The organism is Bacillus sp. RB3, from assembly GCF_030164735.1.
Classification (GTDB): Bacteria; Bacillota; Bacilli; order Bacillales; family Bacillaceae_G; genus Bacillus_A; species Bacillus_A cereus.
On the sequence record NZ_JASNGE010000004.1, the window covers coordinates 1 to 24,025 of the forward strand.

The following is a 24,025-nucleotide window of genomic DNA, read 5'->3' on the forward strand; positions in this document are numbered from 1 at the left end:
CCTTCTAGATATCGTTTTACTGCTTGTATTTTATCTTTTGAAGAAAATTTAGCCATAAAAAATGCACCTCCAATTGTTAGTTATGTGTCTAACAATTGGGGTGCACTTCAAAATTGATAGTCTTTAGTCGTCGCTACGCTGCATACCAGTATACATTAATACGAGACGTAATAATTCAAATACCGCTACAGCTGCAGCTGCTACATATGTTAATGCTGCCGCATTTAATACTTTACGAGCTTGCCCATATTCATCTGTTGATACAATACCTAACGCTTCAATTTGTTGCATTGCGCGCTTTGACGCATCAAACTCAACTGGCAATGTAACGAGCTGGAACACAACACCTGCTGCCATTAAAATGATACCTAATAACAACAAACCAGACATTTGTGCAAATATACCGATTAGGACGAAAATCCAAGACATATTCGAACCAAAGTTTGCAACTGGCACTAACGAATGACGAACGCGCATAAATTTATAATCTTTTGCATCTTGAATTGCGTGTCCTACTTCGTGTGCTGCAACTGCTGTACCAGCAACTGAATGTCCATAATAGTTATCTGTTGATAATCGAACCGTCTTAGCGGTTGGATCATAATGGTCTGATAAATGACCTGGTGTTTCTTCTACAGCTACGTTGTATAATCCATTTTCATCTAAAATTTTTCGAGCCACTTCCGCTCCTGTCATACCTGATGTTGAATAAACTTGTGAATACTTGCTATAGGCACTACGTACTCTTGACTGTGCATACAACGGTATGATCATTATGATCGCGAAGTAAATTAAATAAAACATCATGAACCTCCATTGAAGTTTTAATTATAGTACTTCTCATTCTATTTTCTTCTGCCACTATTGTCAATGAATAAACCTTACAATCCATATCTTTATTTATTGCATTATCTATTTTTAGAATGTACATTACTTTTTCTTTTTTCTCTCTCTCCTTTATACTTTCTCCATCCAACATAAGTTAATGTGAAGAAAATAAGTCCCCCAGTAATTGTCATAAACCAAATGAGAGAGGGTGCAATTTCATCTTTTTTTACTGTGTGAAATATCTTTTGCAAATCCCCTTTAATAATCCCTAATTGCATTTGGCCGCCTTTCGTTTTTAACATAACGTTACGAAATTCATCTAAATAAGATAAATGAACATTTACACGCTGAACCTCGTTTTCTGGCAAAGCAATCATTAAGCTTGGATAAATAATATTGAATTCATTTAAAAACGTATTTAACGTTTGTTGAAACTGCCCAGCATCTTCTTTTTCCATCGCTTTTTCCATTTGAGAAAAGGCATCCATTACTTTCCTTTCTCTTTCCATCCAAAGTGGTTGATATTTCGATACTTGTGCATCAACAGCAAGTTGTAATGCCAGCACATTATCAATTTTAGCTTGCTTACCTAAACCTTCTTCAGAGAGCGATTGTTGCGCCTTATCGTAAGCTAAAGAAATAACTCTAACTTGATCTGGTGTTACTTCCTGCTTCTTTTCATTCCCCTTTATTAAAAATTGCTCCGAGAAATGTTGTAATACTTGTACCGCTTTTTCATCTTCATTACGCTTCACTAACTGTAACGAGTCGTCTAACAACCCTGTTAGCTCATTCCACTCTTCAGCATATATACGTAACGGAAACATTATAATTAGAAATGCTATCAATCCAATTAATGTTCTCTTCATCCCGGTCCCCCCTATAACTACTAGTACAAAATATGTTAATTTGGACAAGAATAGAACAGAACTAGACCGAAAAATATATTATCATTTTACAAAGAAAAAAATTCTCTTTAAGCAGAGAATTTTTTCTGTGACATCCTTTTCTTTTTTACGAAATATCGATATAAACTGTAACAAAGTATACTACCACCTAAAATGAATAATAAAATAGCACACGCAGCATGCATAAAGAACTCTTCTGGTAACATTAATATAATTGGATCTTTTTCAGGATCAAAAACCCAATAATCATTACTAAATAAAAGTTTATGGAATAATACAAAACTCTTTTCAAAATTAATAGCAATTGGTAACATAAGCGCTATCGGAAAAATGATTGTTAAAATCGATCCGTGCAGTAAAAACTTTTCATTTTTCTTTTTTAATAAATAAATTCCGCCTATCACTGCAATCATAATTGTCGCATACATCACATATTGAATCTTTACTAAAATATTTTTAACATCTACAAAATGAATACGGCCATTTGTGGACATATCTAATGTTGGCAAATGTAATGCTCCGTCATAAAACGGGGATAAATATGTAATAAGCACATCGTAATTTCTTTTAATTTCATCCTTCGTCATATCCGCTAAATCAGGAATATTTAAAAAATCAATTTCAAAATAATACAGCCATTTTCCATAGACAACTGCCGTTGTTGCGAGTGCAAAAATAGAAAATGCTATGCTATATGAAACAACTAAAGTAATCAATCGATCCAATATTTTTGTACCACTCTTATTTTTCTCCATGTTCTCCCCCTAAATGTTCTAACCATCATAAAGAAAATTGTTTCCTTTGCTCACGTAAGCAACAATAATATGTAATACATAGTACAGCAATACTTAACCAAAACGTAAAATAACCAATTTCCTCTACAAACAAATGCATAATTCCATATCGCGGCATTTGCCAAAATAAATAATCAATTGCATCGTTATGCAACGTCCACACAGCTGCTACTATAAAATGCCATTTTTTTATACGATAGAATGGAGCATATAAAAATCCTTGTACTGCCATCGCAAAGTGCGAAAGCATTAACATGTAGCCCATAAGGCCAATAGGCCCTTTTACGTAAATCATAATCCCGTTTACAACAACAGCCCAAATACCATATTTTATTAAAGTTACAATCGCTAACGCTTCTATTAATCCCCAGTTTCTCTTTGCCAAAAAAGCAATTAAAACAAAGACAAAAAAGAGACTCGCCATAGGACTATCTGGTACAAACGGCCAAAATATAGGTGACGTTTCTTTCAATTGATTTCCGTACCATATAAATCCGTAAATTGTACCTAATATGTTAACAATTAATAAAAATAATAATACCGAGCGTTGTCTTAACATTGCATACAAGTACACCAATCCGTATGTCCAACACCTTTCAAGCAAAGTAATTCATTCATTAAATCCTACTCTATTATAACAAACTTCATCCAACTAAATAGAAAAGCTGACTACAAATTTTGTAGTCAGCTTTTTATTATTTTTTATTATACTTTGCAACGAATTCCGAAAGCTTCTTCAGTTCCTCATCCGTACCTTTAAATACACCTTTAGGCATTGAACCTTTTCCCTCTTTCGCAATTTTAGCAATTTCTTCTGGCTTTAAAGTTAAGTTTTGCAGTGCCGGTGCTGCTGCCCCGCCTTGTAAATTGTCACCATGACATGTTAAACAAGTATTTTTTTGCATTAATTTATAGCCATCATCATTTTTATCAACTGGCGCTGTTTTTACAATTGCTCCTTGTTTTTTTGCAGCTTCCCAGTCGTGGTGTGCTACAGATTCCCAAGTTAAAAAGATAATCGATGCAATTGCTAAAAGCATAAATCCAGTTGCCACAGGACGCTTCAATGGACGTCTTTCTGGACCTCGATCAAGAAATGGAGCTAACAGTAATGCTCCAAACGCAATCCCTGGCATAATAAATGCTCCAATTACAGTAAATGAACCGGAAGCATACGAATACTTTAATAACTGATACAAGAATAAGAAATACCAATCTGGAAGTGGTATATATCCAGCATCTGTTGGGTCCGCCATTCTCTCAAGCGGCGACGGATGCGCCACTGTTAAACATAAATAACCGATTAAAAAAACTGCACCAACCATCCATTCTTTTAACAAGAAGTTCGGCCAAAATGCTTCTGTTTTCCCTGGGTATTCAGAATAGTCTTTTGGAATATTTGGTTTCCGAGCTACTGGTACCCGAGAATCTCCTACAAACTTCATCCCTTTGCCGCGATGCATAATCTCCCTCCTTTAGTTCTTTCCCCTTTAATTTAGCAATCTCTTATAGTGGACCGGAAATACCTTGTTTGCGAATCATGATGAAGTGGAAGGCCATTAAACCTAGAAGTGCTGCTGGTAAGAAGAAGACGTGAATAGCAAAGAAGCGAGTTAATGTTTGAGCGCCAACAATTTCGGAATGACCAGCGAGTAATGTTTTAATATAAGGACCAATGAGCGGTGTTTGCTCTGCAATTTGAATCCCTACTTTTGTAGCAAATAAAGCTTTCATATCCCACGGCAATAAATATCCGGTAAAACCAAGACCTAACATAACAAAGAAAATAAGAACACCAACAATCCAGTTTAACTCACGGGGCTTTTTATACGCACCTTGGAAGAAAACTCTGAGTGTATGTAAAAACATCATTACAATTACGAGACTAGCACCCCAGTGGTGCATACCACGAACAATTTGCCCATAAGCAACTTCATTTTGTAAATAGTAAACTGATTCCCAAGCATTTTTAATATCAGGCACATAATACATCGTCAAAAACATTCCAGATAAAATTTGAATTACAGTAACGAAAAAGGTAAGTCCTCCAAAGCAATAGACGAATGCAGAAAAGTGATGTGCCGGGTTTACATGTTCAGGTACTTCATGATCAGCGATATCACGCCATATTGGTGTAATATCCAATCTTTCATCCACCCAATCATAAATTTTATTTAACATCTACTTTGCACCCCCTCTTGGCTTCGCTTTTCCTAGATACAGCGTTCCATCTTTCACTTTAGACTCGTACACATCAAGCGGAGCAAGGGGTGGCGTACCTTTAATGTTAATCCCATCTTTTGTATAACGCCCCCCGTGACATGGGCAAAAGAATTGATTCGGATGTGCTTTGTCCGAATTCCAGTTAACTGTACATCCTAAATGTTTACATACTGGAGAGAACGCAACAATGTCTCCGCTTTCATCTTTATGAACCCAAGCCGATTTTGGTTCTTCAGACTTGTACCAACCATCAACCTGCTTCACTTTAAAATCGAAACGCTTCGGCTCTGTTGTAATATCCTTTACTTGCGCAACAGCAACCATATCTGTTCCCGCTTCTTTTCTTAACACCGGATCAAGCGCAAATCGCGTCATCGGCATTAAAATACCGGCAGCCATAAAGCCTCCTACCCCTGTGAGTGTGTAATTTAAAAATTGTCTTCTTGACACGCGATGTTCTTTGTCGCTCACGAAAATTTCCCCCCTCTATCAGAAATTGTCCCCTCGTGATAAATTATATAAAAAATAAAAACTAGGACACTATCATGATATAATACGCTCATGCACAGGTCAATATCATACTACTCATAATAATAAGAACTTTCTGTTTATTGCGAGTTTCCCCATTTCTCTTCCAACATCACCATTATATTTTTTATATGCGCATGAATAACTTCTCTTTTTGCTTGATCACTAAATTGTTCTAACGCTAATGAAGGAAACCAAAATAAATCTCCCTGTAACTCTTGCATATCCTCTTTCCATGAAAAATCACTTGTAACATAAGCAATATGCTTAAAACCTTCACTTCGTAAATGATTTGTCCATTCTTGCAAACGACCTTTTTCATTCTTTTGACTTTCTACCAAATACGTAAACGCAGGCAGTAAAAGCACTCTTCCTTTATACTCTCTTTCCAATTCCGTGCTCAACAATTCGATAAATTCACCTTGTTCTACAACCATTTTCATTTCTTTTGCTGCCGAAATTGATAACAGCGGTATTACTCCTGTATCAACATACTCTCTTGCTTGCTCAAACTGTTCTACATCTTTTACAATCCACTTCAAATCCCTTCCCTCCTTCACTTGCAAATGACAGAACTTTCACTTTATATATATTAAACCACACTAAAAGAGGTAAAAAAAGAAAAACTACCCAATATAGGTAGTTTTTCTTTATAAAAGTCTGAAATTTGTAAAAATTAATTAATCCAAATAAATTCTATAAAGTCTTTAACTCTGCCGTTAATCTATGAAACGCTTCCTTATCTTGCTTATCTAACGCTTCATCAATTTGTTTCAAAAGGCGTTCTCTCCTAAACGAAAATACACTTTCTTCCAAAAACCTTTCTGCAAGTAAACGATCTTTTTCATTTACTTCAATATGCTTTGGTAGATATGGGTTTTCTTCTAATACAGCTACATAATTCGCATTTTGAAACGATGATTTAAAGTTGAGTTGAATATAAATATCCTCATCTCGATTTAAACGAATATCATGAAACGATTTTTCAGCATCTGTTGTCATAACATTTTGTTTAAAAAAGTGAAACGGTGTGTCTTTCACACAATTCGCTGACATCACTAAGCCACGCGGACAATATTTTGCATGCTCTACGAAGTGGACTTTATGCATCAATTGGTCGTGACTCATTAAATAATTCAGAATCCATACACATTCACGCTGTTTCAGTTGGTAATTATTCAAAAACCATTTTACAAAATCCTTCTTCTCGTTTACAGAAACAGGGGTATTCATAGCAATTAAGTCCCTCCTCTGTCTTTCTCTTTTCTTTTTAGATTCAAGAAGCGGCATTCAGTTTCCTTCCAACTTATGAAAAATCCTCTAAATTATATAACAATTCTTCAATATGAATTTGTGTCGGGTCTAGTTGTAATAACTGGGTAAATACTTCTTTCGCCTCTTTTCGTTTTCCTTCTTCCAATAAGAAATAACCGTACTCTTCTAAGAAGTCTGGATGATTCTTAAAAGAAGTATATGCACTTTCATAGTGTTTTAATGCATCCGAATACATTTCTAATTGTTTTTTTGCATACGCAAGATCCCAAAGTAGTTGTGTATCTGGTTCTCCACTATCAATAGCACGCTCTACAATTGCAATTAACTCTTCGTACTTTTCTTGTTCTTTTAAGATATATGCATATTTTAATGTTGCACCTAAATGCCCTGGATCTAACTCAAGCGCTTTTTGAAGAACTTCCTCTGCTTCTACTATTTTCCCTAATTTCGCCGCAATGTTCGCTAACTCTACATAAAATGGAACTGAAAGCTCATCTACTTTAATTCCTTCATGAAGCGTTTCATAGCTTTCTTGAAGCATTCCTTCTTTTTCATAGCTTTTCGCTAAATACATGTACAGTGATGCGTACTCAGGGTCTAATTCTTTTAGTTCTTGCCAAGCACCAATTGCTCTCTGATATTCTTCACCTTGGTATAATGTAAAGGCATATCCAAATAATGAGTGAATATCTTTTTGTTCCTCTAGGCCTGCTTCATAATAAGAAATCGCTTCTTCCCAGTTTCCGATCGCGCTTAACGTTTCTGCGAGGCGAAGTGCGATCACAACACCACCCATTACTTTATGTTCCGCTAATAGCGATTCATAATAAGTAATTGCCTTTTGTTCTTCACCTTTACTACTATATAATTCTGCTAACCCAAACGTAATAACAGGTTCATCAGGCATCATTTCTTTCGCCTTTAATAGTTTTTGCTCTGCTACATCATCAAAACCTTGCATTTGGAATAAATCTGCAACAAGTAATAACGATTGAACATATAAATCGTCATTTTCTGGAATATCATGAAGCACTTCAATCGCTTCATCTTCTTTATCTAGATCAATATATAATTCTGCTAAAAATACAGTGAATTCACTTTCTTCTGGATACAGTAAACGTAAGTCTTCAGTAATTGCTAATGCCTCATCTGTAAATCCAAGCGTATGATAGTAACGAGCGATATCATACTTCTCTTCATCATTCGCAATTTTTAATTGTTCTTTTAATAATTGTAATCCTTTTTCCGCTTCACCATTTTCAATATATGAAACAGCTTGTTCAAACTTTTGCATAAACGTCTCCTTTAATTCTAAAAAATATTCTCTTCTGTTCATTTATCATAAGCAACTCACTGTTAGAACGCAACCTTTAGAATGAGCATACTTCTTCTTATACTTCTTCTTACAGAGTAGTTAATTGTTCAAAAGGTTCGGATATGACACCGATACCTTACCATCATCTTCTATTGTACCGCTTTCTTTTATGACCGTGCAAATAACTTCTCTCACTAATTATCGAGCCATACAAACCGTGGTTTACAGAATAACTTAATTAGCAGTCTTCAACCTTTATTTTGAATGCGATAAAAAAGGCTCCTATACTAGGAGCCTTCACAATCTCTTAAGAATATGTTTCTTCTTTCTGTACTTGCTCATTTACAAGCTCTTTCAGCAACTCTATAATTTCATCATTTTCTTCCTTCAAACCGACAGTAATACGAATACCATCATCGATACCAAATGCAGCACCAGAACGAACGATATATCCTTTTTTCATTAATCGTTCGAAAGCTTCATTACCCGGTATACCAAGTTTTAAGAAAATGAAATTTGTTTGGGATGGATAATAGAATACGTTATATTCTTTACAAAATGCATAATACTGATTTAAACCTTCAGCATTCTTTTGCACACAATCTTGTAAAAAGGCTTGATCTTCTAATGCAGCGAGTGCTACAGATTGGGCTACAGTTGATGTATTGAATGGTAACCTAGCTACTTCTAGCTGTCCGATTAACTTCGCATCCCCAATCGCATATCCGATACGAAAAGCAGCTAAACCATATGCTTTTGAAAACGTGCGTAAAACCATAAGATTTTCATACTTTTCAAGAAGTGGTAATGTTTGCGGATAGTCTTCTGCTTCCGCGTATTCATAATATGCTTCGTCCATAATAACGAGAGCCGACTTAGGAACTGATTCTAAAAATGAAAGTAATTTTTGTTTCTCAACATATGTACCTGTTGGATTATTCGGATTACAAATCCATACAATTTTCGTTTTCTCATCTACTTGCTCTAGCATTGCATCTAAATCATGAATACCATCTTTAAGTGATACTTCACGAACTTCTGCTCCTTCAATAACAGCATGGTGATGATATTGTGAAAACGTAGGATTCGCCATTACAACGTTTGTTCCTTCATGTAGTAACGCTCGGCTAATCATTTGAATGACTTCATCTAATCCACTACCAAATAGTAGTTGTTCTGCTTTTACACCTAAATGTTCCGCTACTTTTGTCCGAAGTTCAAAGGCATATCCATCTGGATAAAGGGCATATTGGCTCGCTAAAGAAGTTAATGCTTCTGTCACACGTGCTGAACAACCGAATGGATTTTCGTTGGATGCTAATTTCACAATTTTTGATAAACCATATTCTCTTTTTACTTCTTCAATGTTTTTCCCAGGCACATACGCTCTCAAAGTTAACAATTGCTCTTTCACTCTCATTTTTCTTCCCCCAGTCATTTCATTCAATTTGATTACAATACGGTTATAGCCCCTTACTGTAATCTTTTGTCATAACCGTCACTATTACGAGAATACCTCTAAATGAGCACTTCACAGCACTTCGCTATCATTTTAAACCATATCTTTTTGAAATGCCTCTAACGCAATATGAACAGTCTCATCTGAAATAGATACGACATTCACTACCCCATATTCCTGCATAAGCACCATATGAATTGCTCCTGCATTTGCTTTCTTATCTTGTTTCATCAATTGAACGAGGCGCTCTACATTCAAATCCCTTGGCATTTTTGGATAGCCGTATTTCAAGAACCACTGCTTCATATCTTCATAAGCAAGATCAACCTTGTACACTTGCTCACTTAAAAATATGGCGAATAACATTCCAACCGCTACACCGTCACCGTGAGTAATATTTCCATACCCTAGCTCTTTTTCAAGAGCATGTCCTAACGTATGTCCAAAGTTCAAATGAGCACGTACACCCTTCTCTGTTTCATCTTGTGACACAACATTTGCCTTTACAGGAATCGCCTTCGTTAATATATGGATTAACTTCTCATCATGAAGATCCGCTAATGTTTGCACTTCTTCTTTTAACCAATGGTATAGCTCCACATCACCAATAAGAGCATGCTTTATCACCTCTGCATAACCTGAACGCCACTCTTTTTCAGGAAGAGACTGTAAAAACGGTGTATGATATACAACTGCTTCTGGCTGATGGAATGCACCAATCATATTTTTACCTAACGGATGGTTAATCGCTACTTTACCACCCACTGCGCTATCGTGCGCTAATAAAGTTGTCGGAACCTGCACAAAGCGAATACCACGCATAAACGATGCAGCAACAAAACCAGCTAAATCTCCAATCATTCCGCCTCCAAGTGCAAGAATTAAAGAATTTCTATCTAATTTATTTTCAAGAGCTGACGTATGAGCCGCATAGAAATTTTCGAAAGACTTCTCTTTTTCGCCACTTGGTACAACAAACGAAAACACGTGCTGCTCTACTTGTAATGCATCGATAACTGTCTGTAAATGTAGTGATGCAACAGCTTCATCTGAAATGATCATTACGTTAGATACCGCTGGCTGCATATTTTGAACGATCGTTGTTAAGTTTGACAACGCTTCTTTACCAACATGTACATCATATTCTTTTGATTTCGTTTGAATATGTATGTTTCCCATTAAAATCCCCTCGCATATTCATTATGTTTCTCAATATTTTCACGAATTAGTTCCATACGATCTAATCCGAATTGTTCTATTAAAGCTGTCGCTAATTCCCAAGCCACAACCGCTTCTGCAACGACACTAGCTGCTGGCACTGCACAACTATCTGAACGTTCAATACTCGCTGTAAAAGGCTCTTTCGTATCAATATCTACACTTTGAAGAGGTTTATAAAGTGTAGGTATCGGTTTCATCACACCGCGCACAACAATTGGCATTCCAGTCGTCATACCGCCTTCTAGTCCACCTGCATTATTTGTTCTTCGTGTATATCCATGCTCCTCATCCCACAGAATTTCATCATGAACTTCACTTCCTGGTCTATGCGCTGCTTCAAAACCAATTCCAATCTCGACACCTTTAAAAGCATTAATACTCATAATTGCAGCTGCTAATTTCGCATCCAGTTTTCGATCATAATGCACGTAGCTACCTACTCCAATTGGCATCCCTTCCACAATTACTTCAACGATTCCACCAATTGAATCACCATTTGCTTTCGCATCATCAATCGCTTTCATCATTTGGTTACCAGCTTCTTCATCTAAGCAACGTACAGGAGATGCTTCTGTAATACTCTTTAATTCTTCAATTGAACTATACGTAATCTCCTTAGCTTGTACACCGCCAATTTCAATTACATGGCCCGCCACTTTAATACCAAGTTCTGCTAACACCTTTTTAGCAACCGCACCAGCAGCAACACGCACCGTCGTTTCGCGCGCTGACGAACGTTCCAGTACATTCCTCATATCTCTATGACCATATTTAATCGCACCATTTAAATCAGCATGCCCAGGCCTTGGTTTTGTCACTTTCCTTTTCATCTCTTTTTCTTCTTGCTCAGTTAAAGGCTCCGCCCCCATAATTTTTGTCCAGTGTGCAAAATCACGATTTTCAACAACAAGTGCAATAGGGGAACCTAATGTTTCTCCATGTCTAACACCACTTAAAATTTGCACTTGATCCGTTTCAATTTGCATGCGTCTACCGCGCCCATATCCCTTTTGCCTTCTAGCTAACTCTTCGTTTATATCATCTGCTACTAAAGACAATCCTGCCGGAACACCTTCTATAATCGTTGTAAGTTGTGGACCATGAGATTCACCAGCTGTAATATATCGCATACGTTATTCCTCTTTTCGTATATGTATTTATCTCACTATATTAACTTTTATCATTCTAAAAATATTAAAGAAATTATATCATAAATCGACCATTTTCTTATTCTATATTTCCGATAGGCCTAATTTAAATATCAACATATCATAACAGCTCAAACTTCGTAACTAACTGAAAATAAAAAAAGTGCAAGAAGAATACCCCTATTCTCCTTGCACTTTTTACTATTATCACAGTGATTAAAGCGTTTACAAATTATTTCAAAATAATTAGTAAATCCATTCATTCATTAATTTTGAGTAGTCAACTAATTCTTCTTCTTTAAAGAAAATAGCAATCTCGCGCTCTGCGCTTTCTAAAGAATCAGAACCATGGATAATGTTTTTCGCAACAGTTACACCGAAATCTCCACGAATTGTTCCAGGAGCTGCTTCATGTGGTCTTGTTTTCCCCATCATGTTACGCGCTGTATCTACTACACCTTCACCTTGCCATACCATTGCGAACACAGGTCCAGATGTAATAAAGTCTACTAACTCACCAAAGAAAGGTTTTTCCTTATGCTCAGCGTAGTGTTGTCCAGCAATTTCCGGAGTGACTTGCATTAATTTTGCACCAACTAATTGAAAGCCTTTTTTCTCAAAACGAGCTACAATTTCCCCAATGAAGGCACGTTGTACACCGTCTGGTTTTACCATTAGAAATGTTTTTTCCATAAAAAATCTCTCCACTTCTGAATTATGTATGTAATTGTATATCCCCACACACATATTATCACCCTTATCACAATTGTGCAATAGTTTTGAAATAGAGAGATTATTTTATTTTTTAGAATAAACATTAAAATTTTCGTTTTCCAATATACTTTGCAACATTTTGTAATGCGTACTTTGCTTTTCCACGTGGGAGTGGTTTTATTATTTCTAAAGCTTTATGTAAATAACGTTCACTAAATGCAAATGCTTGATCAATTGCTGTACTATTTTTTACAGCATCAATAATTTCTTGTATTTCACTTGCTGTTGAATTTTCATGTACAGATGTGATTTTCTGACGAAGTACTGGATCTTCCATCGCATATAAAGCAGGAAGTGTAATATTCCCTTGTAGTAAATCTCCGCCAGCAGGTTTTCCAAGTTTCTCTTCTGTAGAAACGAAGTCTAAAATGTCATCAATAATTTGATAAGACATTCCTACAAAATACCCATACCAAAATAGACGATTTACCGTATCACGATTAGCACCAGCAGCAATCGCTCCCAATTGACAACTCGCGGCAATTAATAATGCTGTTTTTCGCTTTATTCTTCTTAAATACGTTCTTAAATTTTGGTCATAATTGTATTTATCTTTAATTTGTTCAATTTCACCTTTACAGACTTCTAAAATAGTATGTGATAACGCTTGATGCGCCTCTGGAATTTCGATATTTGTTATACATTCAAGAGACTTAGCGAACAGATAGTCCCCTGTATACATCGCAATACGATCTCCCCATTTCGCATTCACAGTCGCACTGCCGCGTCGTAAAAATGCAGCATCAATAACATCATCGTGAACAAGAGAAGCCATATGAATAAGTTCTAACGCAACAGCAACATGCTTAATCGCATCTAACTTATAATCTCCAAATTTCCCTGCAAGCAACACAAATACAGGACGAATTCGTTTCCCACCAGCTTCAATAAGCTGTAATGCTGCCTCTTCTACTAATGGCTGTTCAGAAGCGACTGTCTTTTTTAATTCTTTTTCTATCACATTAATATCCGATCGTAAAAAAGAGTACATAAGTTGTAACTTCATATTGTTCACCTTAACCTAAAACTTCTTTTTTCTATTTTGATTCTGGTTTAATACCTAAATGCATCGCTGCTACCCCAAAAGTAAATGGTTTCACTTGCACACGTTCAAGTCCAGCTTGCTCAAACATTTGAGCCAATTCTTTCATCCCTGGGAACGTACTAGCAGATTCTTGAAGCCATGAATACTCTTTATAACTTTTCGCAAACATCTTTCCAAATAACGGCATGATATATTTAAAGTATAAAATATACCCTTGTCGAAAACCAATCATTGTTGGTTGAGATGTTTCTAAACAGATTACTTTTCCACCTGGTTTTACTACACGCGTCATTTCTTTTAATACGTGCATATAATCCGGTACGTTACGTAAACCAAACCCAATCGTCACATAATCAAACGTATTATCTTCAAACGGAAGTTCCATTGCATTCCCATGTAGAAGTTCTACTTGTTTTAATTGTAACGCCTCTACCTTTTGCTTACCGACAGATAACATATTTTCACTGAAGTCTAAGCCAACAACCTTTCCTTGTTCACCTACGGCTCCAGCTAGCGCAATTGTCCAATCTGCGGTTCCACAGCATACATCAAGCGCTTGACTGCCTGGTTGTACATCCATAATTCGCATCGTTTCTTTACGCCACGCTTTATGTCTTTGAAAACTAATTACAGAATTCATCACATCGTATTTATCAGAAATCTTTTCAAATACGTCATGTACTCTTTCTTCTTTTGATTGTTGCATGCTCGTACCTTCTTCCAATGTAAAATTGCTTATGTCTTCTATTTATTCCTTAACACAGAATTTATTTCATTTATGTCTGTATGATTTTCTAAAAATTGTTTTTCTTTCTTTCTCAATTCCTTCATCCAACCATTAATCACTACTTCTGCTTTATCCCCTAAAGCATCTTGCATAGCTTGAAAAACAGGCGAATGTTGCTTATCAGCATACAATTGAATTTCTTTTTGAAGGCGATTTCCACCTAATACGTATGTGATAAATGGCTTCCAATGTGATAACTGAAAATGATCACATGTTTTTTGAAGGAGCGCAGACTCAATCATTACTATGCTTTTCATTATGTCATCCGTCGTTTCATGCGCTTTTTGGTATAACATAATTTTGTGTTCATTTATCTCTTTAATTCCTTCAGCAAGTGCACGAATTAAAACAATATCACGATTCATAGACAATAAATAATAATATAGTCCACTATAGTAATCGCCTGCAAGTACTGTTAATTGACGACATTTATGGAATTCAATCTCTTCCTCGCCTGCTTTATTTGATACCCTTTCATGCGTATCAAGCGCAATTTGTACAAGCATAATTGTTACTACGTAATGCTCAATTTGTTCTATATGTAAGTTTGCACTCTTTAAAGCACCATATAACAATGCTATCTTTTCTTCATCAATAAATGGTTCTTCAATATAGTTTATAAAGTAAGGATGGCGTAATTTCTCCATCAATTTTTCTTTTATACCCGCATACCCTCCGTAGATGTCACACACAAAAAATCACCCTTGTTTTCTAATTCATAAAACTTATTATAACACATACACTCTATTTTCTATAACCAAAACTTGGCTACACCTACCATTCATGTAAGCAATCTTTCTAATCTCACTCTGTCTAGTTAAAACTATATCATTTATTTACTAAAAAAAAAAAGAAAAGCAGTTTCCCGCTTTTCTTTACTTCGTTTTAATAAACGATAAAATTTCACTGCGCGCTGCAGCATCATTTTCAAGCACACCACGCACTGCTGTCGTTACTGTTTTCGCACCTGGTTTTTTTACACCACGCATCGTCATACACATATGTTCTGCTTCTACTACTACCATTACACCATGAGGCTCTAGTACTTCCATAATAGAGTTCGCTACTGTTGATGTAATACGTTCTTGCAGTTGTGGGCGACGTGCAATTGTATCTACGGTACGAGCTAATTTACTTAACCCTGTCACCTTTCCACCTTGCGGAATATATGCAACGTGAGCAACTCCATAGAATGGAACTAAATGATGCTCACACATCGAATAAAATGGTATATCTTTTACTAGTACAAGCTCTTCGTGATCTTCTCCGAATACTTTATGCAAATGCTCTTTCGGATCTTCATGCATACCTGAGAACACTTCTGCGTACATTTTTGCAACACGCTTTGGTGTATCAAGTACTCCCTCACGATTTGGGTCATCCCCAATCGCCTCTAAAATAAGGCGTACTGCATGTTCAATTTGTTCTAAATTAACTTTTGCCATCCGCTAGCCCTCCCGAAAACCTAAAAGTGATACGAACACATTCTAGCATATTTATGTTTTTAAAAGCAAAAAGAAGAGTTCCCAAAAAGGAAACTCTTCTTCCCTGTTAATATGTAAGGATTATTTAACCGCATCTTTTAACGCTTTACCAGGTTTGAATGCAGGTACTTTACTTGCAGCGATTTCAATCTCCTCACCTGTTTGTGGGTTACGACCTTTACGAGCCGCACGCTCACGAACTTCGAAGTTACCGAATCCGATCAGTTGTACTTTATCACCTTGTTTTAAAGCTTCTAAGATAGAATCAAAAACAGCGTCTACTGCTTTTGTTGCGTCCTTTTTAGAAAGGGAACTTGCTTCTGCAACAGCATTGATTAAATCTGTCTTGTTCATGCCATTCACCTCCTCCCAAAGATAAGACTGTATAATGATCATAAAATGAGTCTTACTTTCATTTGTAGGCAATTTTTGCAAATTCTATACTACAAAGATGTAGATAAATCATTATCAACGCCTATATTATACGATTCTCCTTTATAATTCAATATTTTTAAGGAAATTGTTACTCTGAAAATGTGAAAATCTGATGAAACTTGACAATTTACAACAATGTATTAGATAATGACTGTTTATTTTTCTATTTTATAATCAAAAAAACAAAAAATCCCTCTACAATGAGAGGGATTTTTTCTTATAGTATAATCGCAATTAATCCGCCAGATCCTTCATTAATAATTCTTTCTAGCGTTTCTTTTAATTTATATCTAGCATTTTCTGGCATTAAAGATAATTTCGCCTGAATTCCTTCTCGAACAATCGAGCTAAGTGAACGTCCAAATATATCAGAATTCCAAATTGATAACGGGTCATCTTCAAAATCTTGCATTAAATAACGAACTAATTCTTCACTTTGCTTTTCAGTACCAATAATCGGCTCAAACGTTGACTCTACATCTACTTTAATCATATGAATAGATGGCGCTACTGCTTTTAACTTCACACCAAACCTTGAACCGTGACGAATAATTTCTGGCTCATCTAAGCTCATATCCGCTAATGCAGGCGCTGCTACACCATATCCTGTTTGCTTAACCATACGCAGTGCATCCGCCACTTGATCGTACTCTATTTTCGCATGAGATAAATCGAGCATAAGCTTTAATAAATGATCTTTCCCTCGAATTTCTACTCCTACTACTTCTTTTAAAATCTGATCATATAATTCATCTGGCGCATATAAATCAATCTCAGCCACACCTTGCCCCATATCAATGCCAGCTAGGCTCGCTCGATCAATAAATTCATATTGACTAAACTGCCAAACAACGCGATCCACATCACGAAGACGTTTTATATCCTTCACAGTTTCTTGAACTGCTTCTTGATAACTTTGACGCAACCAATGCCCTTCATTTAGCACCATTACCCAGCTCGGAAGGTTCACATTCACTTCTAATACAGGGAATTCAAATAGTGCTTCACGAAGTACATTATATACATCTGTTTCTCTTAAACTCTCCACACTCATTGCAATAACCGGGATATCATATTCTTCTGATAAACTTTGGCGTAATTGCTCTGTATCTGGATGATACGGCTGTACCGTATTAATTATCATAATGAAAGGTTTTCCTACTTCTTTCAACTCATTTACAACGCGTTCTTCTGCCTCTATATAATCTCTTCTTGGAATTTCACCAATTGTTCCATCTGTTGTAATTACAACACCAATTGTTGAATGTTCTTGAATTACTTTACGCGTGCCGATTTCTGCAGCTTCATGGAATGGAATAGGTTCTTCATACCAAGGGGTATTAATCATGCGTGGGCCATTCTCATCTTCATAGCCCTTCGCTCCAGGAACCGTATATCCAACACAATCTACTAATCGAATATTCACTTCAAGTCCTTCATCTACTTCGATAGAAACCGCTTGGTTTGGAACAAACTTCGGTTCCGTCGTCATAATTGTACGACCAGCAGCACTTTGAGGCAATTCATCCTGCGCTCTTTGACGGTCAGACTCATTCTCAATGTTTGGAATAACTACAAGTTCCATAAATTTTTTAATGAATGTTGATTTCCCTGTTCGAACAGCTCCTACAACTCCAAAATAAATATCACCGCCTGTTCGTTCTGCAATATCTTTAAAAATATCTACCTTTTCCAAGTGATTCCCTCCCTCAAAATTTTTGGGAATAATTCCGCGTTTATAGTCAACTAATACCTTCTCTAACGTTGCCTATAATATCTGATATAATATAATGGTATTCTAGAAGTTCGGACAATATATCATATAATTTTGTCCAATTTCATATGACTATTAAAAAATATCTTTTGTTTGCATCGTAAGTTGTATAACATAAAAAACCTTTCTTCTAGAACTTATTCACTAAAAGAAAGGTTCATGACTTATCATTTTAAAAAAATTGGTTCTCCGTCCTTTACTGTGTACGGTAAAGAATAAGCTGGTACAAACGGGGAACCTTTCGAAAGCATATTTCGAATATCTTCTCCCTCCGTAAACTGCCCTTCATTTCTTTTCAAAGCGTCATATAAGTCGATTCTATAATCAACAAAAACTTCTCCTTTTTCATTAATTACAAAAGGAAGTCCTTTACCAGAATATGGACTTGTCACTTGTGGCACATCTTTATATCCTAGTTTTTTGAAATCCAATTCATATACACCATCTGAAATTACTTTTTTAAAAGGTGGATATTGATGTTCATCACGATACATCCTAAGCTTTAAAGATAGTTCCTGAATTTGTTCAGCTATCCTAACATCAATTAACTTTACTGTTGGATTTGTTTCAACGTCTATTAATACGTATTGGTATACTCCTCCACTTTCATACGCATTCCCTGGCGCTTCTTGTATGTAACGCGGGGCAATCTGTTGAAAATCGATCGGATACTTTTGATAAATAGGTGTACTCATATCCCTCGTCTTAATTGGCAATATCCCATCATTTTGCTCCTTAAATGTCACAACAGCTTTTTGAACAACCTGTAGCTGATCTTCATAAGGAACCGCATTTTGCTTCATATTTTCTTTCGGATACAGACACCCCGTTAAAAGGCTCATACAACAAAATATTAAAATAATATGTAATTTTTTCACTACCATCACCTTTTCATACTAATCTAACTTGCTCCGTATGTAGTATTTTCCAGACCATTCCATTTACTGCTGTACAGGTCCACTAAATACAACAAGAAAAATAACAATTCCTGACACAATCATAAGGGTGTACGCTACTAACGCTGTAATCCCTTTCAAAAATTTATTCTTTATTTTATGTCTACTTAATAAAATAAAACTTACTGCAAAAAACATAAATCCAATTGCCCCTAAAGCTAACCACATTTTCATAAGCCCTTCTGACATATAAACACCCCTTTTTATCAATCTATTTTTATACTATTTTAACAAATTAAAATCTTTAAACAAATACAAAAAGAACTTTTTACTACAAATTGCGAATATGTAACTTTAATCAATAGGTTTTCCAGCATTTCTCACCAATCTAGACAAAAATAAAACCGAAGCGATTGTATCTCTCGCTTCGGTTGACCAAATATGCCCAAAAACAGCTCTATTCCCATTCTTTCATGGCTATCATATGCAATCTACAAACTCTTTGTTTCTCATAATTTATTTTTTAAACATTTTGCTTAACGAGCCAAAATCTGTTGGCATATTATTATTAATAATCGCTTTTACAATTTGATCCTCTTGCTCTTTCGGCACTTCACGTCCCGCCATAAGAGCCACTTGATGAATTAATTGACGAAGTACAGTTTCATCACGTAAATTCGCATTTTGCACAGATGATGCTAATTTAAAAATATCCTCTTTATTTACTTTCGCTTCCTTCTCAATATTATTAAAAATGTTATTATCCATTCTTTTCACCCTCTCCTCAAGTTACTCTTCATCCTATGCAAAAATGAAAAAATGGTGAAAAGACCCAAAAAATAAAAAAGCGACAGAAGTACAAATGTACTTCTGTCGCTTTTCTTTACAGTAAATCAGGTATAGCTTCCACTTCATGTTTTCGAACACGCCCCATCAATGAGCCTACCGCATCTTTTACGTTATTCCCATTGAACAGCACGTCATATAAAGCAGCTGTAATCGGCATTTCAACTTCCATTTTCTCTGCCAATTCATGAGCAGCTTTCGTTGTTCTTACACCTTCCACAACCATACCCATGCTTTCTAACACTTCTTCTAAAGAGTGTCCTTTTCCAAGCATATTTCCAGCGCGCCAATTTCGGCTATGAACACTTGTACACGTTACAATTAAGTCTCCCATACCAGTTAGACCAGCAAACGTTAACGGATTCCCGCCCATTTTTCTTCCTAAACGAGCAATCTCTGTTAAACCACGTGTCATCAATGCCGCCTTTGCATTATCACCTAATCCAAGACCATCAGTTATACCAGCAGCTAATGCGATAATATTTTTTAACGCACCACCAAGTTCAACTCCAACGATATCTGGATTTGTGTATACACGGAAATAACTATTCATAAATAAATCTTGTACTTCCTCAGCCGCTTCCATACGCTTTGCTGCAGACGTAACTGTTGTCGCTTGTCGTAAACCGACTTCTTCAGCATGACTCGGTCCAGACAGTACAACAACATCTTTAATTAAGTGCTCTGGAATTTCTTCCTCAATCACTTCCGAAATACGTTTTGACGTACCAGGTTCAATTCCTTTGCTCGCATGAATCCAAGTAATTGGTTCAGTAACAATTTCTTTCATCTCTTGTAATACATCTCTGTACGCTTTCGTTGGTACTACTAACAGTACTGTATTTACATCTACTAATGCTTCTTCTAAAGAAGAGTAGGCTACGATTGTGCTTGGCAATGTAATGCCTGGGAGATATCGACTATTCTCATGTTTCGTATTAATTTCATCCATAAGTTCTGGGCGATTTCCCCAAATACGTACATCATGTCCATTGTCAGCTAATACCATCGCTAACGCTGTTCCCCAGCTACCTGCTCCTACTACTGTGATTTTTGTCATAAAATCACATCCTCTCCATTAGTCTCTTGCTCTAGCGATAATGTGAATCGGCGTTCCTACGAAGCCAAATGATTCACGTAAGCGATTCTTTAAGAAACGCTCATATGAGAAGTGCAATAATTCTGGATCGTTTACAAACACAACAAATGTCGGTGGTTTTACCGCAACTTGTGTTGCATAGAAAATTTTCAGACGGCTACCATTATGAGTTGGCGTCGGATTCATCGCTACCGCATCCATAATTACATCGTTTAATACGTTCGTTTGAATACGGATACTATGACTTTCATTTACCTCATCGATAACCGGTATTAATGTTTGTGTACGTTTTCTTGTTTTTGCAGATAAGAAAACAATTGGTGCGTATTCTAAGAATTGGAAATGAGCACGGATATTTTCTTCAAATGCTTTCATTGTTTTTTCGTCTTTTTTCACTGCATCCCATTTATTTACAACGATAACAACAGCTCGCCCTGAATCATGAGCATATCCAGCGATTTTTTTATCTTGCTCAATAATTCCTTCTTCACCATCTAAAACGACTAAAACAACGTCAGAACGTTCAATCGCTCTTAGCGCACGAAGTACACTATATTTTTCTGTACTTTCATACACTTTTCCTTTTTTACGCATACCAGCTGTATCAATAATTACATAATCTTTTCCATCTTTACTATATGGTGTATCGACAGCATCACGAGTTGTTCCTGCTACATTACTAACAATTACACGCTCTTGACCAAGAAGAGCATTTACAAGTGATGATTTTCCTACGTTTGGACGTCCAATTAAAGAGAAACGAATTGTGTCTTCATCATATCCGTCTTCTTCAATCTTTGGAAAATGTTGTGCAGCTTCGTCTAGTAAGTCACCTAACCCTAATCCGTGTGTACCTGAAATTGGGAATGGTTCGCCAAATCCTAATGCATAAAAGTCATAAATGTCACTGCGCATTTCCGGATTGTCCACTTTATTTACTGCAAGTACAACCGGTTTATTTGAACGATATAAAATTTTTGCAACTTCTTCATCAGCTGCTGTTACACCGTCACGACCGTTTGTCATAAAAATGATAACATCCGCTTCATCAATTGCTACTTCAGCTTGTTGACGAATTTGTGTCAAAAACGGCTCGTCTCCAATATCAATTCCGCCCGTATCAATAATGTTAAATTCATGATTTAACCATTCTCCAGCGCTATAAATACGATCGCGCGTTACACCTGGAATATCTTCTACGATTGAAACTCTTTCTCCAACAATTCTATTGAAAATAGTAGATTTCCCTACGTTCGGGCGACCTACTATCGCTATTACTGGTTTCGGCATATACTTTCATCCTTTCAACTTGCTTCTGTTTATTATGTAAAAATCCCTTCTTTGTGCAAGAAGGGATTTGCATTCCAGAATATTTCTCAACGTATCAAAACACCTCACATTATAACACACGTTGCTAATGTTTCACAATAATATATACATTCTCTTGTAAGCGATGTGCAATACCATCTAAAATTGCCTCTAAATTATTTGCAACAAATTCTAGTTCCTCTGTCGATTCGCAAACGAATAAAGGAGCACCACCTGCAAATTTTTCTGGAGTCGTTGTTATAACTGCCAGAATAACACTTTCTAACATCATCTCTTATCTCCCCTTCCTTTCGGGGCTTCCGATGACATATGGACAGCACTTTCTAACGTTGGTACATTTCCTATGACACCTATCGCTTTCTCTGCATCTTGATCTTGCGGCAGGACAAAAATCCCAACCCTGCCATCCTCTAAATCACGCTTTGCTAACGGTACAAGCGCTGGTGTACCAGAATCTCTATAAATCCCTAACGCTACTGAAACATCGTGTAAAATAGCTTGTCGTTGCCCTAAATTTGAGATTGTAACCATCGCATCAATTGATTTCGGCTTTAAAATAAAACCCATACCATATTTCATAATTTCTTCTTGTCTTGCTGGCAATCCAATATTCATAATGTAAATATTGTCAATATAAAGCCCTGCTCCTTCAAAACGAAGCGGAACGTGCTCAATTTCAACAAGATCATGTAGCCTTTTACCAGACATTAATTTTTTCGCAATAAAAAATGCGATTATAGCCATAATTACTCCTGCAATCCATGAACGGAATCCTATATACGCAAACGTCGTTGCAAACGACGTTAACATTGCCAAATAGTTGCGACTTTCAAAAACCAATGCAATTCCTTCAATGTATGTATTTCCACGCGGTACGAGCTCATACCCATCTAATTGTTGAAGCGTATTTCTTTCCATATTACGTACATCACGAAATTGTGTCGCTGCTAATGTAAGAAATGTAATGGCAGAAAAATCTTTTTTCAAAATAGACGGGATTGCAATCGCTCCTAAAGCAGCTGCAATTAACCCCATTGCAATATGAATAATTTTCCCATGTAGCCTCGTCGGATATTGCCGTGTATCCGTCCGAAGCATTAGCACCCTTGTAACTGTCCCCGCTATTACGCCGCATAAAATGGCTGGTGTATATTCAGTCATGTATTACCCTCGCCTTTCTTTTACGTGTTTTTCTCTTAAACCGTTCCATGTATACTGATGCTTTTGCAATCCAAAACAATATTGCCATGAATAATGTAGAAATGGCGACGATATCAAAAAATGCTAAACTACCGTAATCATATGGAAAATTCAATTTCCTAAAAATAAATGTCACTAGCAGCTCTCCTTGTAACATCCCTACATATAGAGAACATAATCGTAATATGCGATCTCCATGCAATAACACCGATGCATACACAAGACCACTACTTAGCAGAAACACTCTATCCACCACAATCCAAATCGGATCATATATTTCTAACAGATGAAAACTTGTATATAACATTGCAATAATAAGCGCCGAAAGTAAGCTATATAATTTTTTCCAGACAGAATATAGCGTGATCCCTATAAAAGAAATAATACAAAGTAAAAGAGCATTTACTGATACCACGAATGAGGCGATCGTTACATGTAACGGAGAGCAAATTATAAAAATCAGTATACAAGCGCCTAACTTCCACCGAATAAGGTCCTTTTTCATAAAAAAGGTTACAATGATCCACCCTATCCAAGCTACAAAATAAAAAGTACTTCCATCCATCAACTTCACCTCCTATGTTTTCCATTATGGGAACTTTTTATGAAAGTTAATCCACTTTATTTACGCATAGTTTTTTCTTATAACAGCAACAC

Annotated in this window: 28 protein-coding genes; all 28 read right to left on the minus strand. The window is 36.3% G+C overall.

Annotated features, from left to right (window positions below):
• Positions 1–123 precede the first annotated feature (123 nt).
• The 28 genes from QO049_RS07450 to QO049_RS07585 all read right to left on the minus strand — a co-directional run bounded on the left by QO049_RS07450 (position 124) and on the right by QO049_RS07585 (position 23,933).
• Positions 124–807: a zinc metallopeptidase gene (locus QO049_RS07450; RefSeq protein WP_058839490.1), complete on the minus strand. Its 684-nt coding sequence runs from the start codon at positions 805–807 to the stop codon at positions 124–126.
• Between the two features lie 101 nt (positions 808–908).
• Positions 909–1,697 (minus strand): sporulation protein YpjB, encoded by a 789-nt coding sequence (gene ypjB, locus QO049_RS07455; protein WP_000831583.1) that lies wholly within the window; start codon positions 1,695–1,697, stop codon positions 909–911.
• A gap of 107 nt (positions 1,698–1,804) precedes the next feature.
• A complete protein-coding gene (lit, locus tag QO049_RS07460; RefSeq protein ID WP_000414377.1) occupies positions 1,805–2,491 on the minus strand; it encodes a lipoprotein intramolecular transacylase Lit in 687 nt (228 codons plus the stop codon).
• 25 nt (positions 2,492–2,516) lie between these two features.
• Positions 2,517–3,107, minus strand: coding sequence for a lipoprotein heptaprenylglyceryl N-acetyltransferase LhaT (lhaT, locus tag QO049_RS07465; RefSeq protein ID WP_025967075.1), 591 nt, complete (start codon positions 3,105–3,107; stop codon positions 2,517–2,519).
• Positions 3,108–3,225: 118 nt separating this feature from the next.
• On the minus strand, positions 3,226–3,993 hold the full coding sequence (gene qcrC, locus QO049_RS07470) for a menaquinol-cytochrome c reductase cytochrome b/c subunit (protein WP_000554603.1): 768 nt from the start codon (positions 3,991–3,993) through the stop codon (positions 3,226–3,228).
• 43 nt (positions 3,994–4,036) lie between these two features.
• Positions 4,037–4,711 carry a menaquinol-cytochrome c reductase cytochrome b subunit gene (qcrB, locus tag QO049_RS07475; RefSeq protein WP_000932700.1) on the minus strand — a complete coding sequence of 225 codons (675 nt, stop codon included), beginning with the start codon at positions 4,709–4,711 and terminating at the stop codon, positions 4,037–4,039.
• A complete protein-coding gene (qcrA, locus tag QO049_RS07480) occupies positions 4,712–5,224 on the minus strand; it encodes a menaquinol-cytochrome c reductase iron-sulfur subunit (RefSeq protein ID WP_001280593.1) in 513 nt (170 codons plus the stop codon).
• Positions 5,225–5,361: 137 nt separating this feature from the next.
• Positions 5,362–5,823: a YpiF family protein gene (locus QO049_RS07485; protein WP_000871314.1), complete on the minus strand. Its 462-nt coding sequence runs from the start codon at positions 5,821–5,823 to the stop codon at positions 5,362–5,364.
• A gap of 154 nt (positions 5,824–5,977) precedes the next feature.
• Entirely contained in the window at positions 5,978–6,514 is a 537-nt protein-coding gene (locus QO049_RS07490; protein WP_001095925.1) for a ReoY family proteolytic degradation factor, read from the minus strand.
• A gap of 73 nt (positions 6,515–6,587) precedes the next feature.
• The gene (locus tag QO049_RS07495; protein ID WP_001168671.1) at positions 6,588–7,850 is read right to left on the minus strand and encodes a tetratricopeptide repeat protein; all 1,263 of its coding nucleotides are present in this window, start codon (positions 7,848–7,850) and stop codon (positions 6,588–6,590) included.
• Positions 7,851–8,178: 328 nt separating this feature from the next.
• Positions 8,179–9,291, minus strand: coding sequence for a histidinol-phosphate transaminase (gene hisC / locus QO049_RS07500; RefSeq protein ID WP_001264023.1), 1,113 nt, complete (start codon positions 9,289–9,291; stop codon positions 8,179–8,181).
• A 132-nt stretch (positions 9,292–9,423) separates the two neighbouring features.
• Positions 9,424–10,509, minus strand: a complete 1,086-nt coding sequence (gene aroB, locus QO049_RS07505; protein WP_000526812.1) for a 3-dehydroquinate synthase — start codon at positions 10,507–10,509, stop codon at positions 9,424–9,426.
• Positions 10,509–11,681: a chorismate synthase gene (gene aroC / locus QO049_RS07510; protein WP_001269386.1), complete on the minus strand. Its 1,173-nt coding sequence runs from the start codon at positions 11,679–11,681 to the stop codon at positions 10,509–10,511. The genes aroB and aroC overlap by 1 nt, the downstream gene beginning before the upstream one ends.
• Positions 11,682–11,945: 264 nt before the next feature.
• Entirely contained in the window at positions 11,946–12,392 is a 447-nt protein-coding gene (gene ndk, locus QO049_RS07515) for a nucleoside-diphosphate kinase (RefSeq protein WP_000415883.1), read from the minus strand.
• Between the two features lie 124 nt (positions 12,393–12,516).
• Positions 12,517–13,479 (minus strand): heptaprenyl diphosphate synthase component II, encoded by a 963-nt coding sequence (gene hepT, locus QO049_RS07520; protein WP_000776076.1) that lies wholly within the window; start codon positions 13,477–13,479, stop codon positions 12,517–12,519.
• 31 nt (positions 13,480–13,510) lie between these two features.
• Positions 13,511–14,224, minus strand: coding sequence for a 2-heptaprenyl-1,4-naphthoquinone methyltransferase (menG, locus tag QO049_RS07525; RefSeq protein ID WP_001187674.1), 714 nt, complete (start codon positions 14,222–14,224; stop codon positions 13,511–13,513).
• Positions 14,225–14,262: 38 nt separating this feature from the next.
• Positions 14,263–14,997 carry a heptaprenyl diphosphate synthase component 1 gene (locus tag QO049_RS07530; RefSeq protein ID WP_000332846.1) on the minus strand — a complete coding sequence of 245 codons (735 nt, stop codon included), beginning with the start codon at positions 14,995–14,997 and terminating at the stop codon, positions 14,263–14,265.
• Positions 14,998–15,180: 183 nt separating this feature from the next.
• Positions 15,181–15,750, minus strand: coding sequence for a GTP cyclohydrolase I FolE (gene folE, locus QO049_RS07535; protein ID WP_001151482.1), 570 nt, complete (start codon positions 15,748–15,750; stop codon positions 15,181–15,183).
• A 120-nt stretch (positions 15,751–15,870) separates the two neighbouring features.
• Entirely contained in the window at positions 15,871–16,143 is a 273-nt protein-coding gene (locus QO049_RS07540; protein WP_001043860.1) for an HU family DNA-binding protein, read from the minus strand.
• 298 nt (positions 16,144–16,441) lie between these two features.
• Positions 16,442–17,920: a stage IV sporulation protein A gene (spoIVA, locus tag QO049_RS07545; protein ID WP_000416519.1), complete on the minus strand. Its 1,479-nt coding sequence runs from the start codon at positions 17,918–17,920 to the stop codon at positions 16,442–16,444.
• 245 nt (positions 17,921–18,165) lie between these two features.
• Positions 18,166–18,876 carry a hypothetical protein gene (locus QO049_RS07550; protein ID WP_000733109.1) on the minus strand — a complete coding sequence of 237 codons (711 nt, stop codon included), beginning with the start codon at positions 18,874–18,876 and terminating at the stop codon, positions 18,166–18,168.
• A gap of 63 nt (positions 18,877–18,939) precedes the next feature.
• On the minus strand, positions 18,940–19,143 hold the full coding sequence (locus QO049_RS07555) for a DUF2768 domain-containing protein (RefSeq protein WP_001289004.1): 204 nt from the start codon (positions 19,141–19,143) through the stop codon (positions 18,940–18,942).
• A gap of 267 nt (positions 19,144–19,410) precedes the next feature.
• On the minus strand, positions 19,411–19,662 hold the full coding sequence (locus tag QO049_RS07560; protein WP_000369754.1) for a stage VI sporulation protein F: 252 nt from the start codon (positions 19,660–19,662) through the stop codon (positions 19,411–19,413).
• A gap of 115 nt (positions 19,663–19,777) precedes the next feature.
• Entirely contained in the window at positions 19,778–20,800 is a 1,023-nt protein-coding gene (locus tag QO049_RS07565; protein WP_000161763.1) for an NAD(P)H-dependent glycerol-3-phosphate dehydrogenase, read from the minus strand.
• Positions 20,801–20,818: 18 nt separating this feature from the next.
• Entirely contained in the window at positions 20,819–22,129 is a 1,311-nt protein-coding gene (gene der, locus QO049_RS07570; RefSeq protein WP_001125893.1) for a ribosome biogenesis GTPase Der, read from the minus strand.
• A gap of 124 nt (positions 22,130–22,253) precedes the next feature.
• Entirely contained in the window at positions 22,254–22,439 is a 186-nt protein-coding gene (locus tag QO049_RS07575; RefSeq protein WP_000979059.1) for a capping complex subunit for YIEGIA, read from the minus strand.
• On the minus strand, positions 22,436–23,329 hold the full coding sequence (locus tag QO049_RS07580; RefSeq protein WP_000141596.1) for a YIEGIA family protein: 894 nt from the start codon (positions 23,327–23,329) through the stop codon (positions 22,436–22,438). The genes QO049_RS07575 and QO049_RS07580 overlap by 4 nt, the downstream gene beginning before the upstream one ends.
• Positions 23,322–23,933: a YphA family membrane protein gene (locus tag QO049_RS07585; protein ID WP_000349098.1), complete on the minus strand. Its 612-nt coding sequence runs from the start codon at positions 23,931–23,933 to the stop codon at positions 23,322–23,324. Before QO049_RS07585 ends, QO049_RS07580 begins: the two co-directional genes overlap by 8 nt.
• Positions 23,934–24,025: the final 92 nt, after the last annotated feature.